Source organism: Microbispora amethystogenes (assembly GCF_016863015.1).
Lineage (GTDB): Bacteria > Actinomycetota > Actinomycetes > Streptosporangiales > Streptosporangiaceae > Microbispora > Microbispora amethystogenes.
In genome coordinates, this window is record NZ_BOOB01000021.1 from 95,101 (window position 1) to 112,987 (window position 17,887).

Annotated in this window: 17 protein-coding genes; 7 read left to right on the top strand and 10 right to left on the bottom strand. The window is 71.0% G+C overall.

The features are described 5' to 3' along the window. Window positions 1-168 precede the first annotated feature (168 nt). The 4 genes from Mam01_RS16285 to Mam01_RS16300 are packed head-to-tail and all read right to left on the bottom strand — an operon-like array spanning window position 169 to window position 5,650. Window positions 169-1,536, bottom strand: a complete 1,368-nt coding sequence (locus Mam01_RS16285; protein WP_204286158.1) for an ABC transporter substrate-binding protein — start codon at window positions 1,534-1,536, stop codon at window positions 169-171. Window positions 1,537-1,585: 49 nt separating this feature from the next. After that, window positions 1,586-2,476 carry a carbohydrate ABC transporter permease gene (locus Mam01_RS16290; RefSeq protein WP_204286159.1) on the bottom strand — a complete coding sequence of 297 codons (891 nt, stop codon included), beginning with the start codon at window positions 2,474-2,476 and terminating at the stop codon, window positions 1,586-1,588. Between the two features lie 10 nt (window positions 2,477-2,486). Next, complete coding sequence (locus tag Mam01_RS16295; RefSeq protein ID WP_204286160.1) at window positions 2,487-3,449, bottom strand: carbohydrate ABC transporter permease; 963 nt, start codon at window positions 3,447-3,449, stop codon at window positions 2,487-2,489. Window positions 3,450-3,454: 5 nt separating this feature from the next. Beyond that, on the bottom strand, window positions 3,455-5,650 hold the full coding sequence (locus tag Mam01_RS16300; RefSeq protein ID WP_425563091.1) for an alpha-galactosidase: 2,196 nt from the start codon (window positions 5,648-5,650) through the stop codon (window positions 3,455-3,457). Window positions 5,651-5,969: 319 nt separating this feature from the next. Here Mam01_RS16300 and Mam01_RS16305 point away from each other — a divergent pair, with 319 nt between their 5' ends. Continuing rightward, complete coding sequence (locus Mam01_RS16305; RefSeq protein ID WP_204286161.1) at window positions 5,970-6,998, top strand: LacI family DNA-binding transcriptional regulator; 1,029 nt, start codon at window positions 5,970-5,972, stop codon at window positions 6,996-6,998. A gap of 243 nt (window positions 6,999-7,241) precedes the next feature. On the opposite strand, the gene Mam01_RS36700 is transcribed toward Mam01_RS16305, so the two are convergent. Then, window positions 7,242-8,462, bottom strand: a complete 1,221-nt coding sequence (locus tag Mam01_RS36700; RefSeq protein ID WP_239101354.1) for a helix-turn-helix domain-containing protein — start codon at window positions 8,460-8,462, stop codon at window positions 7,242-7,244. 106 nt (window positions 8,463-8,568) lie between these two features. On the opposite strand from Mam01_RS36700, the gene Mam01_RS16315 reads away from it, so the two are divergent. The 5 genes from Mam01_RS16315 to Mam01_RS16335 all read left to right on the top strand — a co-directional run bounded on the left by Mam01_RS16315 (window position 8,569) and on the right by Mam01_RS16335 (window position 11,996). Then, the gene (locus Mam01_RS16315) at window positions 8,569-9,771 is read left to right on the top strand and encodes a cytochrome P450 family protein (RefSeq protein ID WP_204286162.1); all 1,203 of its coding nucleotides are present in this window, start codon (window positions 8,569-8,571) and stop codon (window positions 9,769-9,771) included. 191 nt (window positions 9,772-9,962) lie between these two features. Continuing rightward, window positions 9,963-10,286, top strand: a complete 324-nt coding sequence (locus Mam01_RS16320) for a DMT family transporter (RefSeq protein ID WP_204286163.1) — start codon at window positions 9,963-9,965, stop codon at window positions 10,284-10,286. A 132-nt stretch (window positions 10,287-10,418) separates the two neighbouring features. Further along, the gene (locus Mam01_RS16325; protein ID WP_204286164.1) at window positions 10,419-11,132 is read left to right on the top strand and encodes a TetR/AcrR family transcriptional regulator; all 714 of its coding nucleotides are present in this window, start codon (window positions 10,419-10,421) and stop codon (window positions 11,130-11,132) included. Continuing rightward, a complete protein-coding gene (locus tag Mam01_RS16330) occupies window positions 11,129-11,446 on the top strand; it encodes a DUF952 domain-containing protein (protein WP_204286165.1) in 318 nt (105 codons plus the stop codon). Before Mam01_RS16325 ends, Mam01_RS16330 begins: the two co-directional genes overlap by 4 nt. Window positions 11,447-11,597: 151 nt before the next feature. Then, window positions 11,598-11,996 carry a VOC family protein gene (locus Mam01_RS16335; RefSeq protein WP_204286166.1) on the top strand — a complete coding sequence of 133 codons (399 nt, stop codon included), beginning with the start codon at window positions 11,598-11,600 and terminating at the stop codon, window positions 11,994-11,996. A 235-nt stretch (window positions 11,997-12,231) separates the two neighbouring features. Here Mam01_RS16335 and Mam01_RS16340 read toward each other — a convergent pair whose 3' ends face one another. The 3 genes from Mam01_RS16340 to Mam01_RS16350 form a co-directional block, all read right to left on the bottom strand. Beyond that, complete coding sequence (locus Mam01_RS16340) at window positions 12,232-12,981, bottom strand: helix-turn-helix domain-containing protein (RefSeq protein ID WP_204286167.1); 750 nt, start codon at window positions 12,979-12,981, stop codon at window positions 12,232-12,234. A 68-nt stretch (window positions 12,982-13,049) separates the two neighbouring features. Continuing rightward, the gene (gene argG / locus Mam01_RS16345) at window positions 13,050-14,498 is read right to left on the bottom strand and encodes an argininosuccinate synthase (protein ID WP_150934067.1); all 1,449 of its coding nucleotides are present in this window, start codon (window positions 14,496-14,498) and stop codon (window positions 13,050-13,052) included. An 83-nt stretch (window positions 14,499-14,581) separates the two neighbouring features. Next, on the bottom strand, window positions 14,582-15,706 hold the full coding sequence (locus Mam01_RS16350; protein ID WP_204286168.1) for an NAD-dependent epimerase/dehydratase family protein: 1,125 nt from the start codon (window positions 15,704-15,706) through the stop codon (window positions 14,582-14,584). Window positions 15,707-15,789: 83 nt separating this feature from the next. Between Mam01_RS16350 and Mam01_RS16355 the strand changes: the two genes are divergently transcribed. Further along, window positions 15,790-16,260: a MarR family winged helix-turn-helix transcriptional regulator gene (locus tag Mam01_RS16355; RefSeq protein WP_204286169.1), complete on the top strand. Its 471-nt coding sequence runs from the start codon at window positions 15,790-15,792 to the stop codon at window positions 16,258-16,260. Between the two features lie 52 nt (window positions 16,261-16,312). Here Mam01_RS16355 and Mam01_RS16360 read toward each other — a convergent pair whose 3' ends face one another. Together Mam01_RS16360 and Mam01_RS16365 are read right to left on the bottom strand one after the other, a co-directional pair. Further along, window positions 16,313-17,113 carry an ABC transporter permease gene (locus tag Mam01_RS16360; protein ID WP_204286170.1) on the bottom strand — a complete coding sequence of 267 codons (801 nt, stop codon included), beginning with the start codon at window positions 17,111-17,113 and terminating at the stop codon, window positions 16,313-16,315. Next, window positions 17,113-17,886, bottom strand: coding sequence for an ABC transporter permease (locus Mam01_RS16365; RefSeq protein ID WP_204286171.1), 774 nt, complete (start codon window positions 17,884-17,886; stop codon window positions 17,113-17,115). The genes Mam01_RS16360 and Mam01_RS16365 overlap by 1 nt, the downstream gene beginning before the upstream one ends. Window position 17,887 lies beyond the last annotated feature (1 nt).

Sequence of the window (17,887 nt, forward strand, 5' to 3'; positions counted from 1 at the left end):
TTCGTTGATCGAAGGTGGCCGGCCGAGCCCTTGCACAGGCGTTTCTCGGCCGGTTCACCGCGTTTTCTCATGTGGTCCGGTGTTTCCGGCTCCGCGCGGGCGGTGATCTACCGCCCAGGGGAATCCGTGTCGGCATGTGGTGCGCCGGGGGCTACTGGAACGCCGGGGCTACTGGAACAGGGCGTTGACTTCGTCGTTGGCCTTCGTGAGCGACGACGGCTCCGCTTCGAAGCTCAGCACCGCGTCGATCGCCGGGCCCATCACCGCACCGATGTCGCTGGCGTGGTCGGTGATCGGGAACAGCGAGGTCGTGTTCTCGTGGATCTGCACGGTGAAGGCGCCGATGTCGATGCCCTTGGCCTTGAACTTCTCCTCGGCGACGGTGAGCGCCTCAGGGATCGCCGGGAAGACGATGGCCTTGTCGCCGACCGTCTTCTGGCAGTCCGCGGACGCCAGGTACTTGACCCACCGCCAGGCCTGGTCCTTGTGCTTGGTGCCGGCGTAGATGGAGTCGGCCAGACCGTTGTAGATGGTCGCGCGCTTCCCGGAGGGGCCGACGGGCGTGGGGGCCGTGCCCACCTCGACCCCGTCGTAGCCGTAGTACGTGTTGATCATCCACGAGCCGTTGGTGGACAGCGCGTACTTGCCGGCGCCGAAGCCGTCGTTGACGCTGGTGCCGGACCGGGCGATGGCCAGGCTCGGCATGTACCCCTTGTCGATCAGCCCGCGCCACCACGCGATGGTCTTCTGGAAACGCGGGTCGTCGTACCGGAACTTCGTGCCCCACGGGTTCTTGTCCGTGAACTGCCAGCCGGTGGACAGCGCGTACATGCTCCACATCTGCTGGCCGACACCTGCGCCGTTGTTCTCGTCCAGGCCCAGGCCGTAGACCTTGACGTTCTTCTTGTCGAAGCCGGGCTCGTCGCCGCGCCTGCCGTTCTTGTCGACGGTGAGGCGCGCGATGATCTTCTCGTAGGTGCCGCCGTCGTCAGGGTTCCAGGTGAGCGACTTCATCTGGTCCTCGGTGATGCCGGCGTCGTCGAGCATCTTCTTGTTGTAGAAGATCGCCACCGTGTCGAAGTCCTTCGGCAGGCCGTACCGCTTGCCGTCGGCCGACACCCACAGGTCGGCGAGGCCGGGGGCGTAGACGTCGGTCTTGGTGCCGTCGGCGGCGACGAACTCGTCCAGCGGCAGGATCTGCTGCTTGCCCGCGAACTCGGGGTAGTAGTTCAGGTGGTTGGTGAAGACGTCCGGCGCGTTGCCGGACACGAGGTTGGTCGTGAGGCTGGTCCAGTAGTCGGCCCAGCCGAACTGTGAGATTTTCACGGTGATCTCGGGGTTCGCGGCGTGGAACGCGTCGGCGCAGGCCTGGTAGGCCGGCAACTGGTTGGAGTCCCACAGCCAGTAGCTGATCTCGGTCTTCTCCGGGGCCTGGGCGTTACCGCTCCCGCCGCCGCTGTCGTCCCCGCTGCCGCACCCGGCCAGGGCCAGCGGAAGTATCGTCGCGACAGCGGCGAGGCGCGTTATCCGTCTCATGCCAGATCTCCTTGTTGCGGTGGGGGGATGAGGGCGGTTCAGGGAGGGATCACTTGATCCCGGAGAACTGGATGGAGTTGACGATCCATCGTCCGAAAACGGTGAAGAGCGCGATGACCGGCAACGCGGCCAGAAGCGTCGCGGCCATGAGCCCGGACCAGTCCGGCCCGGCCTGCGGGCTCTGGGCACGGAAGATGCCCAGGGCCACGGTGAGCACCCGGACGTCGTTCTCCTGCCCTACGAGCAGTGGCCAGAAGTACTCGTTCCAGGCTCCGATGTAGACCAGCAGGGAGATGGTGGCGATCGGCGCCGAACTCATCGGCACGATCAACCGGAAGAAGATGTGCGCGTGCCCCGCGCCGTCCACGATCGCCGCCTCCTCCACCTCCCTGCTGATGTTGAGGAAGAACTGCCGCAGGAAGAACACCGCGAAGGGCGTCATGAACAGGTACGGCAGCACGATCCCCGCGTACGTGTTGAGCAGCCCGAGCTGCTTGACGGTCACGAAGTTGGGCAGCGCGGTGAAGATCGGCGGGATCATCAGGGCGGTGAGGAAGACGAAGAAGACCTTCTCCCGTCCGGGCCAGCGCAGCCGGGCGAACGCGTACGCCGCCATGGCGCTGAAGAACACCTGGCAGACCGTGATGACGGCCGAGGTGACCACCGAGTTCGCCAGGTACCGCCAGAAGTCGATGTTCGCGCCGGAGCCGCCCTCCGCGGTGGCCTCCGCCAGCGTCGCGATGCCCAGGACCCGCTTGAACGCGCCGAACGTGAAGTCCGTCGGCATGAGCGAACCCGGGTTCGCGAAAAGGGTCCGGTTGTTGGACAGGGAGATGCGCAGCATCCAGTAGAACGGCAGCAGCGTGATCAGGACGAACAGCACGAGGATCGCCCAGGCCGCCGTCCGCCGCCGGCTCAGCCGTCTCAATGCGTGGCTCATGGCCTGCCTCTCAGTCCAGGTCCGAGTCGCCGGCGCGGAGCAGCTTGAGCTGGAGCAGCGCGAGGCCGGCGAGAATCGCGAAGAGGGCGACGCAGACGGCGGCGGCGTAACCGAAGTTGAAGCGCTGGAACGCCTGCTCATAGATGTAGTAGTAGATGACCCGGGTCGCGTTGATCGGCCCGCCCTTGGTGGTGACCGCCACCGTGTCGAAGATCTGGAACGATCCGATGACGGTCAGCACGAGCACCAGCGCCAGGACGGGACGCAGCAGCGGCAGCGTGATCCGCCAGAACATCCTCGCCTCGGAGGCTCCGTCGGTCGCCGCCGCCTCGTACACGGTCTTCGGGATGGCCTGCAGGCCGGCGAAGATCAGCAGTGCGGTGTAGCCCACATGCCGCCAGACGTTGACCAGCGCGATGGTCGGGATCGCCGTGCTCGTCTCCCCGAAGAAGGCCACCGGGTCGAGGCCGATCCACTCCAGCGCCTGGTTCACGATGCCGAGCTGAGCGTCGAGCATCGTGTACCAGATCAGTGCGACCACCACATTGGCGACCAGGTACGGCAGCAGCAGCACGCCCCGGATCAGCCCGGAGCGGGTCAGCCGGTGCATCAGCACGGCCAGGCCGAGGGCGGCGATCGTCTGCACCCCGATGTTGACGACGACGTACTCGACCGTGACCTTCAGCGCGTTCCAGAACAGGCGGTCGCCGAGCAGGCGCCGGTAGTTGTCGAGCCCGGCCCATTCGGGCGGAGCGAGCAGGCTGTAGTCGGTGAAGCTGAGGTACGCGGTCCGCAGCGCCGGCCACAGGTAGAAGACGGCGAAGCCGACCGCCGCGGGCAGGAGGAAGACCATCGCGACGGGCAGGTCGCCCGCGCGGCGCCGGGGCCGCGGCGCGGACGTGTCGGACTGCGGCGGGGATGTGCCGGGCCGCGGCTCCGCCGTGCCGCTCTGCCGTTCGGTGCTGGTCCTCATGACGGTCAAGCCTTCGTGATGTGCAGCAGGAGCAGTTGTTCGGGGTGGAGCGGCGGGGCGGACAGGCCGACCTCCGCCAGCATCTGGCCGGTGACCACGACGCCCTCGGCCAGCCACGGGTTCGGGGCCACCGCGGTGGTGCCCGGACTGTCGCCCGGAGCCAGCGGTCGCACGCGGTAACGCCGGTGCGGGTCCAGTCCGGGGATGCGGACCCGTCCGGGCTGGGTGCGGGCGCCGGTGGCCATCGCCACCACCGAGAACAGCGCCTGGTCGCGGTCCGCCGACACGATTCCGTGCAGCCACAGCGCCGGATCGGGATGGTCGGCCCGTACGACGAGCCCACGGTGCAACCAGCCGCGCATCCGCTTGTAGAGCTGCACCCACCGCCGCAGCTCCGCGCGTTCCTCCCCGGAGGCCGCGGTCAGGTCCCACTCGATGCCGAAGTGGCCGAACAGCGCGGTGCCGGCCCGCAGCGCGAGGCTCTGCGTCCGTCCGGTGGTGTGCGCGCGCGCCGACCCCACGTGGGAACCGATCAGCTCAGGCGGCAGGAGCAAGGCCGTCCACCGCTGGATCGCCTGCCGCTCTGTGCCGTCGATGCAGTCGCTGGCCCAGACGCGATCGGTGCGCTCGAGAATGCCGAGGTCCACCCGGGCGCCGCCCGACGAGCACGACTCGATCTCCAGCCCGGGGTGACGCGCCCGCAGCTCGTCCATGAGGCGGTAGACCGCCCTGGTCTGCTCGTGCACTCCCGCGTCGACGAGATCGCGGTTGTGGTCCCACTTCAGGAACGCGATCCGGTACTCGCGCACGAGCGTGTCCAGCCGCTCCAGGATGTAGTCGTAGGCCTCCTGCCGGCGCAGGTCGAGCACCTGCTGATGACGGACCGGCGGGGGTTGCCGGCATTCGGTCGCCATGATCCAGTCGGGGTGCGCGCGGGCCAGGTCCGAGTCGGGGTTGACCATCTCGGGCTCGACCCACAGGCCGAAGTCCATGCCCCGCGCCCGTACGCGCTCGACGAGCGGGTGCAGCCCCTCCGGCCAGCGAGTCTCGTCGACGAACCAGTCGCCCAGCCCGGCCCGATCGTCGCGGCGGCCCCGGAACCAGCCGTCGTCGAGCACGAACCGCTCGGCCCCTACTTCGGCGGCCGCGTCGACCAGCGCCGTGAGCCGGCCCAGGTCGTGGTCGAAGTAGACCGCCTCCCAGGTGTTGACGATCACCGGTCGCCGGCCGCCCCGCCCGCTGCGAACCAGGCGATGGAAACGGGCGGCCATCTCGTCGAGGCCGTCCCCGTGGGCGGCGTAGACCCATGGGGTCTCGTACGACACGCCGGGCGCGAGCCGGACCTCGCCGCTCTGCAGCAGCTCGCCGCCCCCGACGACCGAATCGCCGGTGGGCAGCCGCTCGGCGTACGTCCGGTGGTTGCCGCTCCAGCCGACGTGGACGCCCCACACCTGGCCGGACCGGAACCCGAACCCCTTCTCGCCCGCGACCAGGATGAACGACGCGTCCGAGCCGGTGCGTCCGCGCCGCCCGTCGCGCACATGGGCGCCGGCCGAGAACGCGCGTCGCTGGGGGTCCCGCTCCCGGCTCCAGCGGCCGGTGAAGTCGAGCAGCTCGGTCGCCTCCGCCGGCACCGGCAGAGCCATCACCAGGCCGTCGAGCGTGTACCAGCCGGGAGCGGTGTTGCGGAGCACGGCTCGCATGCGGAGCACGCCGCCGGCCGTCAGGTCGAGGCGGAGTTCGAGGGACAGCCCGCAACCGGCGTCCGACGCCAGGACGGCCACCTCGCCGCCCTCACCGGCTCCGCGGTCGTGGACGCCGACGTGCTCCGTCTCGAACAGCGGCGACCAGTGCCGGCCGTCGCGGTGGCCCAGGACACCGGGAAGGCCGAACCACCCCGTCGCCGACTCCGGCACCACCGCGACCGAAGCGGGCGTGTCGAGCGAGTTCGGCACCGTCGCCGGCAGCGAGGCCAGCGCCAACGCAGAAAGGTCCGCGTCCGACGCGCGCAGCAGCGGGCGTCCCCAGTGCAGCACCCGTGGCAGCCGGGGGCCGCGGCAGTCGAGCACCAGGCTCACCCCGGACGCCTGGAGGTGGACGAAGCCGTCGGCTCCGCGCCCGGCCGACCGCTCCGTGACCTCGTCGCCCGCACCGGGGGAGTGCGGATCTCCCCCTTCGGCGACAGCTTCCACGATTGCCACACTTACGTCCTTTTCATCCCGAATCTGGCGTGCATCAACCGCCGAGAGCCTGGGGCCCGGCTACGTGTCTCGATGAGGGTGAGAAGTGTGTTAGCGGTCACATGTATCGTTCAATGGAGCCGAGAGTGACATGCCGTCCGTGTTACGTCAAGGTGTCGTCCGGGGCTTCGCCGGGGTGCGTCCGGGGTGATGCGCGCACCGGTCCGCGCGACCCTCTCCGGGGCGTGCGGTGCGTGTTAGAGTCCGGAGGCATTCGAGGGTCCGGGCGCCCGTGACACCATGAGTGGTGCGAATGTCAGAGACAGCCGATCGGGGGAAAATGGCCGGCGCGAACGATCGTCACTCCGTCCGCCGCCCCAGCATCGACGATGTCGCAAAACTCGCCGGCGTATCACGGCAGACGGTTTCCAATGTGCTGAACGGCCGCAAGGATTACTTCTCGACACAGACGCAGACCCGCGTCGTGGCCGCGATGGAAGCGCTTTCATACAAGCCGAACCGTGCGGCCCAGACCCTGCGCTCCCGGCGGAGCATGCAAATCGGTTACCACATGTCCGGCGAGGAACTGGAGACGGTGAAAGGCTTCACCCTCAGCTTCCTCCAGGCGCTGATAAAGGCGGCGGCCCGCCGGGGCTACCAGATACTGGTGTTCACACACACCGACGAAGACCCCTTGTCCGTGTTCACCGAGCTGACCACCCGGGGCACCATCGACGCGCTGATCATCTCGGAGTCACAGGTGGACGACCCCCGCGTCCGGCTGCTGGCGCGAGGCACGCTGCCCTTCGTGTCCTTCGGCCGCCTCGCCCCCGACCTCCCCCAGCAGTGGGTCGACATCGACAACGCCCACGGCATGGCCATGCTCATGGACTACCTGGTCGCGAAGGCGTACGGCCGGTTCGCCTACGTGGGGGCCGAGGGCGACGAGTACTGGAAGCGCGAACGGCTCCACGGCTTCCGGCGGGGCCTCGACCGCCATGGGCTCGAAGTGAGGGACGAAGACGTCTTCGAGGGCTCCGGCGACGCGATTCGCGACCACGTACGCCGGATGCTGAGCCGGCGGCAACGGCCCGACGCGATCGTCACCAGCAGCGACTCCATCGCCGCCGTCGTGGTCAACATCGGTCATTCCCTCGGCCTGCGCGCCGGCCGCGACATCGCGGTCACCGGCTTCGACGGCGGAGCGATGGGACTGATCACCGAACCGACCATCACGAGCGTACGGATTCCGCTGGAGAAGGTCGCCGGCGAACTGATCGACCGATGCCAGGCCGAAATAGACGCGGGGCCCACCGGACGCCCGGGAGTGCTGGTGCCGACCGAGATATTCCAGGGCGGAAGCGCCTGACTTCCCGGTTCTCATGGGCCGTCCGCGGCGCCGCGGAAAAGCACAGAGATGTTCTGCTCTCCGGCGAGGAGAACACCGCCGGAAGGACGGTCTTCCGCGCGCGGACAATGGCAGCGGGCCATCTGCGAACCAGGTGCCTCATTTTTCGGAGGACCAAGGGTCGCGGACTTTCCCGCACGCGAACGCGGTTTGATGCCGGACGACCGCGTGTGAGCGCGCGGGATCACGGCGACGAGGCTGTTGTCAGGGACCGGCGGCGGAGGCGGCGGCGTGGCAGGCGCCGTGGCCGTCGGCGCGGGCGACCACGCGTCCGGCCCGCACGCGCACCGCCGCCTCGGTCCCGTCGCTCACCGCCGGCACCCCGGCCGCCGCCGCGACGGCCCCCCGCTCGTCGTACACCACCCGAAGACGCGGCCAGGCCCGCCGGGGGAACGCCTCCCGCAGGCAGCCGCGCAGGTCGGCGAGGACCAGCCGCACCAGCGGCCCCAGCTCACCGGGGTCACCGGTCACCAGCACGGCGGTCACCTCGTCACCGGCTCTCGCGCCCCGCACCGCCTCCTCCACCGCGCTCAGGCGGTGCAGCCCGACGACCGCCACCACCCCGTCACCGGAGAGCGGCGCGGGACCGCCGCGCAGCGCGTCGGCCGCCGCCGGCGGCGCCCACGGCGCGTCCGCGGGCCGGGCAGGGGCCGCCCAGGGCAGATGCGGCGGGTCCCACCGGTCGCCGAGGTCGAGATCGGCCAGCCGTTCGCACGCGCTGACGACGTCGAACTCCTCCACGAAACCGGGCGCGGCGTCGGCCATCTGGCTCATGCCGTGCAGCGTCGTCAGCGCGACCTCCGCGACCCGCACCATGCGCCCGCCCCCGGCGGCCACCCCCTCCAGGGCGAGCCCGAGCAACATCCCGTTCAGCTTCATGAGCTGCGCGAACGGCTTCCTGGTCCGCTCGTCGGCGATGATCTCCGGCATCAGGTCCATGCCGATCCTGCCCGGGCCGTCGGTCGCCAGGGGAAGCCGCGCCACCCAGGCCCGGGCGAACGCGGCGAGCGCCTCACGGGCGCCTGCGACCCGCGGCGCGCCGTCCCGGGCCGGGCCACCGGCGCCGAAGACACCTCCGGGCGCCCCGCCGTCCGGGGGAGCGCCGTCCCCGCCATAGACCCCGCCACGTGGCCCGGCCCCCGGGGGAGCGGCGCTGTCCGGCCCCTCGCTGTCCGGCCCCTCGCTGTCCGGCCCTTCGCTGTCCGGCGCGGCGGCGCCCTCGGCGAGCTCGGCCAGCACCGCGAAGTACAGCGCCCGCTTGCCCGGGAAGTTGGAGTAGACCGCACCCCGGGTCAGCCCGGCACGCTCGGCGATGGCGTCGATCTTGGCGACGCGGAACCCCCGTTCGGTGAACTCGTCCCGTGCTGCGGCCAGCACCCTCGCCCGGTTGCGCGCCTGAAGCTCCGCCCTGGACAGGCGTTCCATCACCCTCCTCGCCGCGACGGCCACGGCTTGCCGACCGCCGAACACCCAAGATACCGTCGCCATCCAGATGATATGAACATGTGAGTTGAACATCTGGAGGAATGCGATGACCGGCACCCTGCCCGAGATCGACCTGTCCCGCCCGGAGGTCCTGCGCGACGCCCTCGCCGCGTACGGACAAGCCCGCGAAGACGGCCCGCTCGCGCGGCTGCTGGTTCCCGGCTTCGGCCCCACCTACGCCCTGACCAGACACGACGGGGCGAGAGCGATGCTCGGCGACGCCCGGTTCGAGCTCGACTCCACCAGCTACATGCGTCCGGAGGTTCCCGCGGGCTGCCTGCCGTACATGCGAACCATGAGCGAGATGAACGGCGCGGAGCACGCGCGGCTACGCAAACTGGTCGCCCCGGCCTTCACCCCCCGCCGGGCCGCCGAGTTCCGGCCGCGGATCGCCGCCATCGTCGACGCGCTGCTCGACGAGCTGCCCGCGCACGCCGACGGCGGGCAGACCGATCTGCTGCCGCATTTCGCCCGGCCGCTGCCGATGGACGTCATCTGCGCCCTCGTCGGCGTCCCCGAGGAGGACCGCCCACGCTGGCGCGAGTACGGCGCCACCGTCGCCGGAGCCGCCGGCGACGACTTCGCGCGGGCCATCCCGGGAATCATGGCCGGCGCCAAAGCCGCCGTCGCCGCGCGCCGCGACCCCGGTCACCCCGGCGTGGGGGACGATCTGGTGGGCGACCTCGTCCGCGTCCAGGCCGAGGACGGCGACCGGCTGAGCGACACCGAGATCGTCACCCTGGTCTGGCACCTGGTCATCGCCGGGCAGACTCCGGCCAACCTCATCGCCAACGCCGTGGCCGCCCTGCTGTCGCACCCCGACCAGCTCGCCGCCCTGCGCGCCGACCCCGCGCTCATGCCCCGCGCCGTCGAGGAGCTCACCCGCTGGTGCGGCCCCGCGCAGCTGGCGGTCCCGCGTCAGGCCCGCCGCGACGTCGATCTGTACGGCACGACGGTGCCCGAAGGCGCGAAGGTCACCGCTCTCATCTCCGCCGCCAACCGCGACCCACGTGCGTTCGACGACCCCGACCGGCTCGATCTCGCCCGGGTGCCGGCCACCGGCCACCTGGGCTTCTCCCACGGCCCGCACTTCTGCCTCGGCGCCTCCATCGCCCGCGTGCAGACCCAGGTCGCGCTCACCGCGCTGCTGCACCGGTTCCCCCAGATGGCCCTGGCCGCCCCGGTGGAGGAACTGCAGGCCGTCGACCCCGGCACCCGCCGGCTGACCGCACTGCCGGTGACCCTGTGAACTCCTGCTCGCTCCGTCATCGGCGACGCCGCGTCGTCCGCTCGCGCCCCGAACAGTTCAGCGAGCCTTTCCCCGCCCCGGCACAGCCCACTCGGTATAGCTGGAGCTCCGGCCCGGCAATCCCATGGCCAGGAAGAGCCCTCGCGCCTAAAATTGGGACAAGCGTACCGCTTTGTCTGTGAGGTTCCTCCATGGCCTGGCTCCTGCTCGCCGCCGCGATCGCCTCGGAGGTCCTGGCCACCTCCGCGCTCAAACTCAGCGACGGCCTCACCCGCTGGGGCTGGACCATCGTGGTCGCCGCCGGATACATCGCCTCGTTCATCCTGCTCGCCTGGGCGCTCAAACTCCGCATGCCCGTCGGCATCGCGTACGCGGTGTGGGCGGGCACCGGAACCGCGGCGATCGCACTGATCGGCGCGCTCTTCCTCGGTGAGCACATGAACCTGATCAAGGTCGCGGGCATCACCCTGATCATCGCCGGGGTGGCCGTGCTCAACCTCTCCGGCGCGCACTGATCGTTTGACCCCGGCTCCGAGTGCCGGTAAGGGTGGGTCCGGACGGTTGCCGGGTTCCTCGTAACCCGCACGTCCCGACGGCTCGCATCCCGACGACCCGCGCATCCCGACAAGCCAGGGGAGGACCACGGCGTGCCCGACCAGGACCGGCCCGCGACCGGTGTCGCCACGGCGGGCACGGCGAGCACGGCTGGCGTAGGTGGCACCGCGACCGCTCGGCGGCCCTCGCCACGACCGCCCGCGTCAGAGGAGCCATCGTCTCGGCGGCCGCAGCAGCGGGCCGTACGCCGGCGGGAGGCGCTGCTCGACGCGGCGGTCGACCTGCTCGGCGAGGGCGGCTTCGCCGCGGTCACCCACCGCGCGGTGGCCGGGCGGGCCGCTCTTCCGCTCGCGGCCACCTCCTACTACTTCTCCTGCCGCGACCAGCTGCTGGCCGAGGCGTTCGCGCTGCTCGTGGAGCGTGAGCTCGCCCGCATGCGCGCCACCGTACGGCAGCCGACGGGCCGTTCGGCCGCCGCGGTCGCCGAGGCCCTCACCGACGTGTACGCCGCGGACCGGCTGCGCGAGCTCGGACTGTGGGAGCTGTACCTGCAGGCCGGCCGCGACCCGGCGCTGCAGGCCGTCGCCCGCGCCTGGACCGACGGCTGCGACGAGATCGTCGCCTCCGCGCTGCGCGGCGCGGGTTATCCCTGCGGTCACTCCGAGGTCCGATTCGTTGCGGCGTTGTTGTCGGGACTGTGGGTGGAGGATGTCGTCGAAGCCCGCGCCGACTCGCGGGACCGCGCCCGCGACGCGGTGACCCGCGCACTGACCACGCTCCAGACCCCCGCCGGAGGCCACCCATGATCCTTCACCTCGCGCTGGCCGCCGACTGGGACGCCGCCGTCGCCGTCGGCGAATACCGCGTCTCCACCCTCGGCGTGACCCTGGAGGAGGAGGGCTTCGTCCACGCCTGCTCCGATCTGCTCCAGCTGCGTGGCGTGGCCGGTCGCTACTACGGTCAGGTCACCGAGCCGCTGGTGGTGCTGGAGATCGACGAGGAGCGGCTCGGCTGCCCGGTCAGGCTGGAGGTGCCCGAAGGCACGGGGGAGGCGTTCCCCCACATCTACGGGCCGATCCCGGTGACCGCCGTGGTCGCCGTCACGCCCTTCACCCGGTGAACCCGCCCCTCACGGACGGCACCGCGACGGCACGGCGTTCGTTCCCGGAGCGGCGTGATCTCTTGAGACTGGTGGTTCGGGCGGCGGTTCCTGTGCCGCGTGTCCGATTCGTTCAAGACGCCGCGCCCGCCCGCCGTCTACCGTGACCGCCATGACACCATCGTTCGACCTCATCGGCCTCGTCGTGGCCGACATGGCCGCGTCCCTGGCCTTCTACCGCCGACTGGGCATGGACATCCCCGTGTCGGCGGACACCGAGCCCCATGCGGAGATGACCCTTGACCGAGGGCTCCGCCTCGCCTGGGACACCGTCGACACCATCCGGTCCTTCGACCCCGCGTGGACGCCCGCCACGGGCGGCCCGAGGATGTCCCTCGCCTTCCGCTGCGACAGCCCCGGAGAGGTCGACCGCCTGTACGCCGACCTGGTCGAGGCGGGCTATCCGGGGCACCTGCCGCCGTGGGACGCCTTCTGGGGGCAGCGTTACGCCGTCGTCCACGACCCGGACGGCAACGGCGTGGACCTGTTCGCGCCGCTGCCCGGTGCCTGACCCGGGGTCGCCGGCCAGGAGACCCTGAGCCGATTGCCCGCCCGAGGCTACGCACAGTGGTCCGAAGGTGATCGCGATGACACGAGAGGACCCGCGTACCACGTGTTGGCCGCCCTGCAGGATCTGCGCGCGGAGGCGGAGTCACTCGGCTGATCGACTCTGCGGGAGCCCACCGCAAGTCACCGGTCACCCGGGATCAGCAAACCGGCTCGGTGGCGTGACTCGGTGGCGCGGCTCAGCGGGTCAGCTCGCCCAGGGTGGCACCGGTCAGCGACTTCACTTCCCGCGCGAGATGGGCCTGATCGGCGTATCCGGCAGCGCCGGCCACCACGGCGTAGGGGACACCCCGGCGGGCCAGGGCCAGAGCGCGGTTCATCCGGAGGATCCGGCCGAGCGTCTTCGGGCCGTATCCGAAGGCGTCCAGGCACCGGCGATGCAGTTGCCGCACCCCGAGCCCCGCACCGGCCGCGACCTCCGCGACCGGCAGGCCCGCACGGACGCCGCCTACCACGGCAGAGATGAGCGCCGCGGAGACGGGCGTGGTGCCGGCTGAGTCCCCGGCCACGCGGATCCGGCCCAGCGCCGCCTCCTCGAGGACCACGCCGGGGTCGGCGGCCTCGGCGGCCCGCTCCGACAACCGCCGCGCCTCGGCCCCCGGCCACACCTCAGCCAGCGGCACCCGTAGGTCGCGCAGCTCGTGGGCGGCCACGCCAAGGATCCCCGGCGCGGTGCCGGGGCCGAAACGCAGCCCCACATATCGGCTGCCCGCACGATCACGCACCAGGTGCGCCGCCGTGTCCGGCCCGGCCACCAGCAACGCGCCGTCCATCCAGATCAGATCCATGCAGCCGTCGGGCAGCACCCGCCGGACCGGCCGGGGACCGGGATCAGGAGCGGACCCATGAGCGCTATCGGGAGCGGTGCCGGGGGCCTCCTGCCACCACAGCACCGCCCCCGGAACGCGCGCCCGTCTCTCCTCGTACACCCGGCAATCATCCCCCTCACGCGCTCGGCACTGCCATCAGGCCCTGCGGAGTGGGAGGGCGACAGGGGTCAGTCGGTGCCGGCCTCCATGGCGGCGTGGTCGAGCAGTTCCTCGTCGGCGGAGACCTCGCCGCGGGAGGCGATGGCCTCGGCCCCGCCCTCCGGCATCGCACCGATCAGCTCGGTCGAGGCCACGAGGGTGGCGTCGGTCAGCATCGGGTGGGGGGTGCCCACCATGCCGACCCTGGCGTACTGCTCCAGCTTCGCCCGCGAGTCGGCGATGTCCAGGTTGCGCATGGTCAGCTGGCCGATGCGGTCGACCGGGCCGAAAGCGGAGTCCTCGGTGCGCTCCATGGACAGCTTGTCCGGGTGGTAGCTGAAAGCCGGGCCGGAGGTGTCCAGGACGGAGTAGTCCTCGCCGCGGCGCAGCCGCAGGGTCACCTCGCCGGTGACCGCGGTCCCGACCCAGCGCTGCAGCGACTCGCGCAGCATCAGCCCCTGCGGGTCCAGCCAGCGGCCCTCGTACAGCAGCCTGCCCAGCCGCCGCCCCTCGACGTGGTAGCTGGCCAGGGTGTCCTCGTTGTGGATCGCGTTGACCAGCCGCTCGTAGGCCGCGTGCAGCAGCGCCATGCCCGGCGCCTCGTAGATGCCCCGGCTCTTGGCCTCGATGATCCGGTTTTCGATCTGGTCGGACATGCCCAGGCCGTGGCGACCGCCGATGGCGTTGGCCTCCAGCACCAGGTCGACGGCGGAGGTGAACTCCTTGCCGTTGATCGTCACCGGCCGTCCCTGCTCGAAGCCGATCGTGACGTCCTCGGGAGCGATCTCGACGTCCTGGTCCCAGAACCGCACTCCCATGATGGGCTCGACGATCTCGAGGCCCGTGTCCAGGTGCTCCAGCGACTTGGCCTCGTGGGTCGCGCCCCAGATGTTGGCGTCGGTGGAGTAGGCCTTCTCCACGCTGTCGCGGTAGGGCAGCCCGTGGGCCACCAGCCACTCGGACATCTCCTTGCGGCCGCCGAGCTCGCCGACGAAGTCGGCGTCCAGCCAGGGCTTGTAGATGCGCAGGGACGGGTTGGCGAGCAGGCCGTACCGGTAGAACCGCTCGATGTCGTTGCCCTTGAAGGTCGACCCGTCGCCCCAGATCTGCACCCCGTCTTCGAGCATCGCCCGCACCAGCAGGGTGCCCGTCACCGCCCGCCCGAGCGGAGTGGTGTTGAAGTAGGTGCGGCCGCCGGAGCGGATGTGGAACGCCCCGCACGCCAGGGCCGCCAGCCCCTCCTCCACGAGGGCGGCCCGGCAGTCGACCAGCCGGGCGACCTCCGCGCCGTAGGCGGTGGCGCGCCCCGGCACCGAGGCGATGTCGGGCTCGTCGTACTGGCCGACGTCGGCGGTGTAGGTGCAGGGCACCGCGCCCTTCTCGCGCATCCACGCGACCGCTACCGAGGTGTCGAGACCACCGGAGAAGGCGATGCCGACACGTTCGCCGGCAGGCAGGGAGGTGAGGACCTTGGACATGAGTAGAATATATACACCCCAGTGCATGGACATGCAATGCGGATCGAGCTGACGGGATGCAAAGACAGCCCGCCCCCGCGCCGTCAGCGGGGGTGGCCGGCCCGCAACCAGCCGACGTAGTCGGCCACGGCGCGGTCCAGGTCGTATTCGGGGACGAACCCGGTGTCCTCCCGTAACCGCGCGACGTCCAGGGGAGCGTCGAGGCCCGAGGATCCCGGGGTGCGCCCGGGCAGCAGCGCGGGTACGGCTCCCGGCACGACCCTGCCGACGGCGGCGGCGACCTCGTGGTTGGCGGTGACCCGGCCGCTGCCCACGTTGTAGGTGCGGTGGCGCAGGGCCCGAGCCGTCTGCAACAGCGCGATCGCCCGCCCGCAGTCACGCGCGTAACACATGTCGATGGAGTCCTCGGCGTAAACCGGCGGCGCCCCCGCAACCGCCGGTCCTCCAGGAGCGGCGCCGACAGGGGAAGGCCGGGCCGGTGGGGGTTCAGCCGGTGAGGGTCCGGCGGGTGAGGGTCCGGCGGGTGAGGGTCCGGCGGGTGAGGGTCCGGCGGGGGAGGCGCCCAGCGGTGCGAGGCCGCCGCGCACGGCCTCGGCGTCTCCCGCGCCGGACCTCGCCCCGGCGCGTACGGCCGCGTGGACGAGACCGGGAGCGGCGAAGAAGGGAGAGGACGGCCTGCCCAGCGGACCCCAGATCGCGCCGATCCGCACGCTGACCACCTCCTGCCCGGACGAGGCGGCGAGATCGGCCACGATCTCGCCGATCTTCTTGCTCGCCGGGATCGGATGCGGGCTCGCGACCGGCAGCGGCGCGTCCTCCCGATAGGAGCGGCCGCCGACCCCGGCGTACACGCCGATGGTGCTGGCGGCCACGACGCGGGTCACGCCCCACTCCCGCGCGGCACGCAGCACGGTGAACAGCCCCGCCGTGTTCGCCTGCGCCTCCTCCAGCGGCGGCGACGACCCCAGCCCCGCGGCGGCGAGGTGCACGATGCCCGTGATGCGATGGCGCCGGCCCACCGCCCGCACACTGCCGGCGTCGGCACAGTCGAGCGGCTCCATCACGGCGTGCCCGTCCGGCGCCCCTCGCAGCAGGGCGGGCGGCGCTCCCGCCGACCGCTGCCCGAGCACGCACCGTTCGCCCAGGTCGAGCAGGGCCCGTACGACGTGCGCGCCGATGAATCCCCGGCCACCCGTCACCAAGATCATGATGATTCCCCAGTTCGCTAGCAGGCTAACGATCAGCGTAACGAGGAAGTCGTTAGCCTGCAAACGAATCGTAGGATTGACCGGTGACCGAAGTTCTGAGGCTGCTCACGCGAGTGCAGAAGCTCCTGCGGGCCGCGGCCGACGAGGCGATGAGCCGCCACGGCGTACGGATCGGCCAGAACCTCGTGCTGGAGGTCCTCTGGCAGGCCGACGGCCTCACACCGGGGGAGCTGGCCGCCCGCCTGCAGGTCACCACACCGACCATCGTCAACACCGCGACCCGGATGGAAGACGCCGGCCTGCTGGTACGCCGCCGCGACCCCGCCGACGGCCGCCTCGTGCGGCTGCACCTGACCCCCCGGGCCCGCGCGGCCGAACGCCCGATCACCGAGGCGAGACGACGGCTCGCCGAACACGCGACCGCGACCCTCACCGACGAGGAACGGCGTCACCTCCTCAGCGCACTGCAAAAGATCATCGACCAGATGACCGGGCCCACGCCGCCCCCCGATCACAGCGAGGACACCCCCTCCACCGGCACAGGCGACCCCTGACCGGCACTGCTCGTGCGGCGGGACGCAGCCGTGGGCTACCCGCGTGCGTCGTTCACGCGCACAGCGCACGCTCCAGACGCCGCGACGCGAACCAGACACCCGCGACGGCCAGCACCGTCAGATACAGCGCGTGACCGAGCGTGCCCCACCCCGGCGCTCCCATGCAGAGGCCGCGCACCAGCTCGACCGCGTGATACAGGGGAGTGACCTGGATCAGCACCTCCACCCCGACGGGATAGTCCCGCACGGGGGAGAACGTCCCGGAGAACAGGAACAGGGCGAACTGACCCGTGTTCATCAGGTCGAAATCCTGCCACCCGCGCATCAGCGTGCTGACCGCCATCCCCAGCCCGCCGAAGGCCAGTCCCACCAGCACCGTCGCCGGGAACGCGGCCACCGCCCAGCCGGCTTCGGTCAGCCCCATCGTGACCATCACGACGAGGAAGATCGCCGTGTAGACCGAACCCCGCACGATCGCCCAGACCAACTCGCCGACCGCGACCTCCACCGGCCGCACCGGCGTCGCCAGCACCGCCTCGAACGTCTTCATGTACTTCATCTTGAAGAAGAAGTTGAACGTGGTCTCCGCCAAGGCCCCCGACATCGCCGACACCGCCAGCATCGCCGGGGCGACGAACGACGCGTACGACATGGTCCGCCCGTCCACCGTCAGCTCACCGATCAGCGCGCCCACACCGACACCGATCGACAGCAGATACAGCAGCGGCTCGAAGAACCCCGACAGCAGCACGATCCAGTACGACGGCCCCGAGCGCAGCGCGCCGACGTTGCGGTTGATGACGGCGCCCACCCGGCCAGGGGAGAGGCGGGAGACCACCAGACTCGTCACCATCAGTCCTCCAGCCTCCCGCGGAACGCCCGCACCGCCAGCACGAACCCGGCCACCGCCCACACCAGCAGATAACCGGCGTGCGCCCAGACCGGCCAGGCCGGCGCCCGGCCCAGCGTCGCCGCCCGGCACAACTCCACCGCATGCCACAGGGGAGAGGCGTACGCCAGCAGCCGCAACCCCACCACGAGCTGCCCGACCGGGAAGAACACCCCCGAGAACAGCGCCGCCGGCAACACGATCAACCGGAACAGCAGGGCGAAGTAACTGTCATGGTCGATCGAGGCGGAGAACGCGGCCACGGGCGCCGCCACCGCCACCGTCACCAGGGCGCACACCAGCACGGTCACCGGCGCCCACGGGGAATGCAGCCCCCCGAAGAACACCACCACGACCAGGAACACCACCACCGTCGCCGTCACCCGGAAGACCAGGTAGAGCAGATGACCGCGGACCATGTCCGCCATGCCCACCGGAGTCGCCCGCATCGCGTGGTACGCCCGGACCCACTTGAAGTCCGCGAGCACCGCGTAGGTCGACTCGCCCACCGCGATCTGGAACGCCGTCGACGCGAGCACCCCTGGCACGATCCACGACAGGTAGTCGACCCCCTGCACCGAACCGACGTAGCCGCCCACCCCGATGCCGATGCTCAACAGGAACAGCACCGGCATGACGAACGACGAGAACACCGACGCCTGCCACACCCGCCGATACAGGGTCAGGTGCCGCTCCAGCACCGCGAAGGTCGGATGAGCCGACCGCGTGAGCGCCATC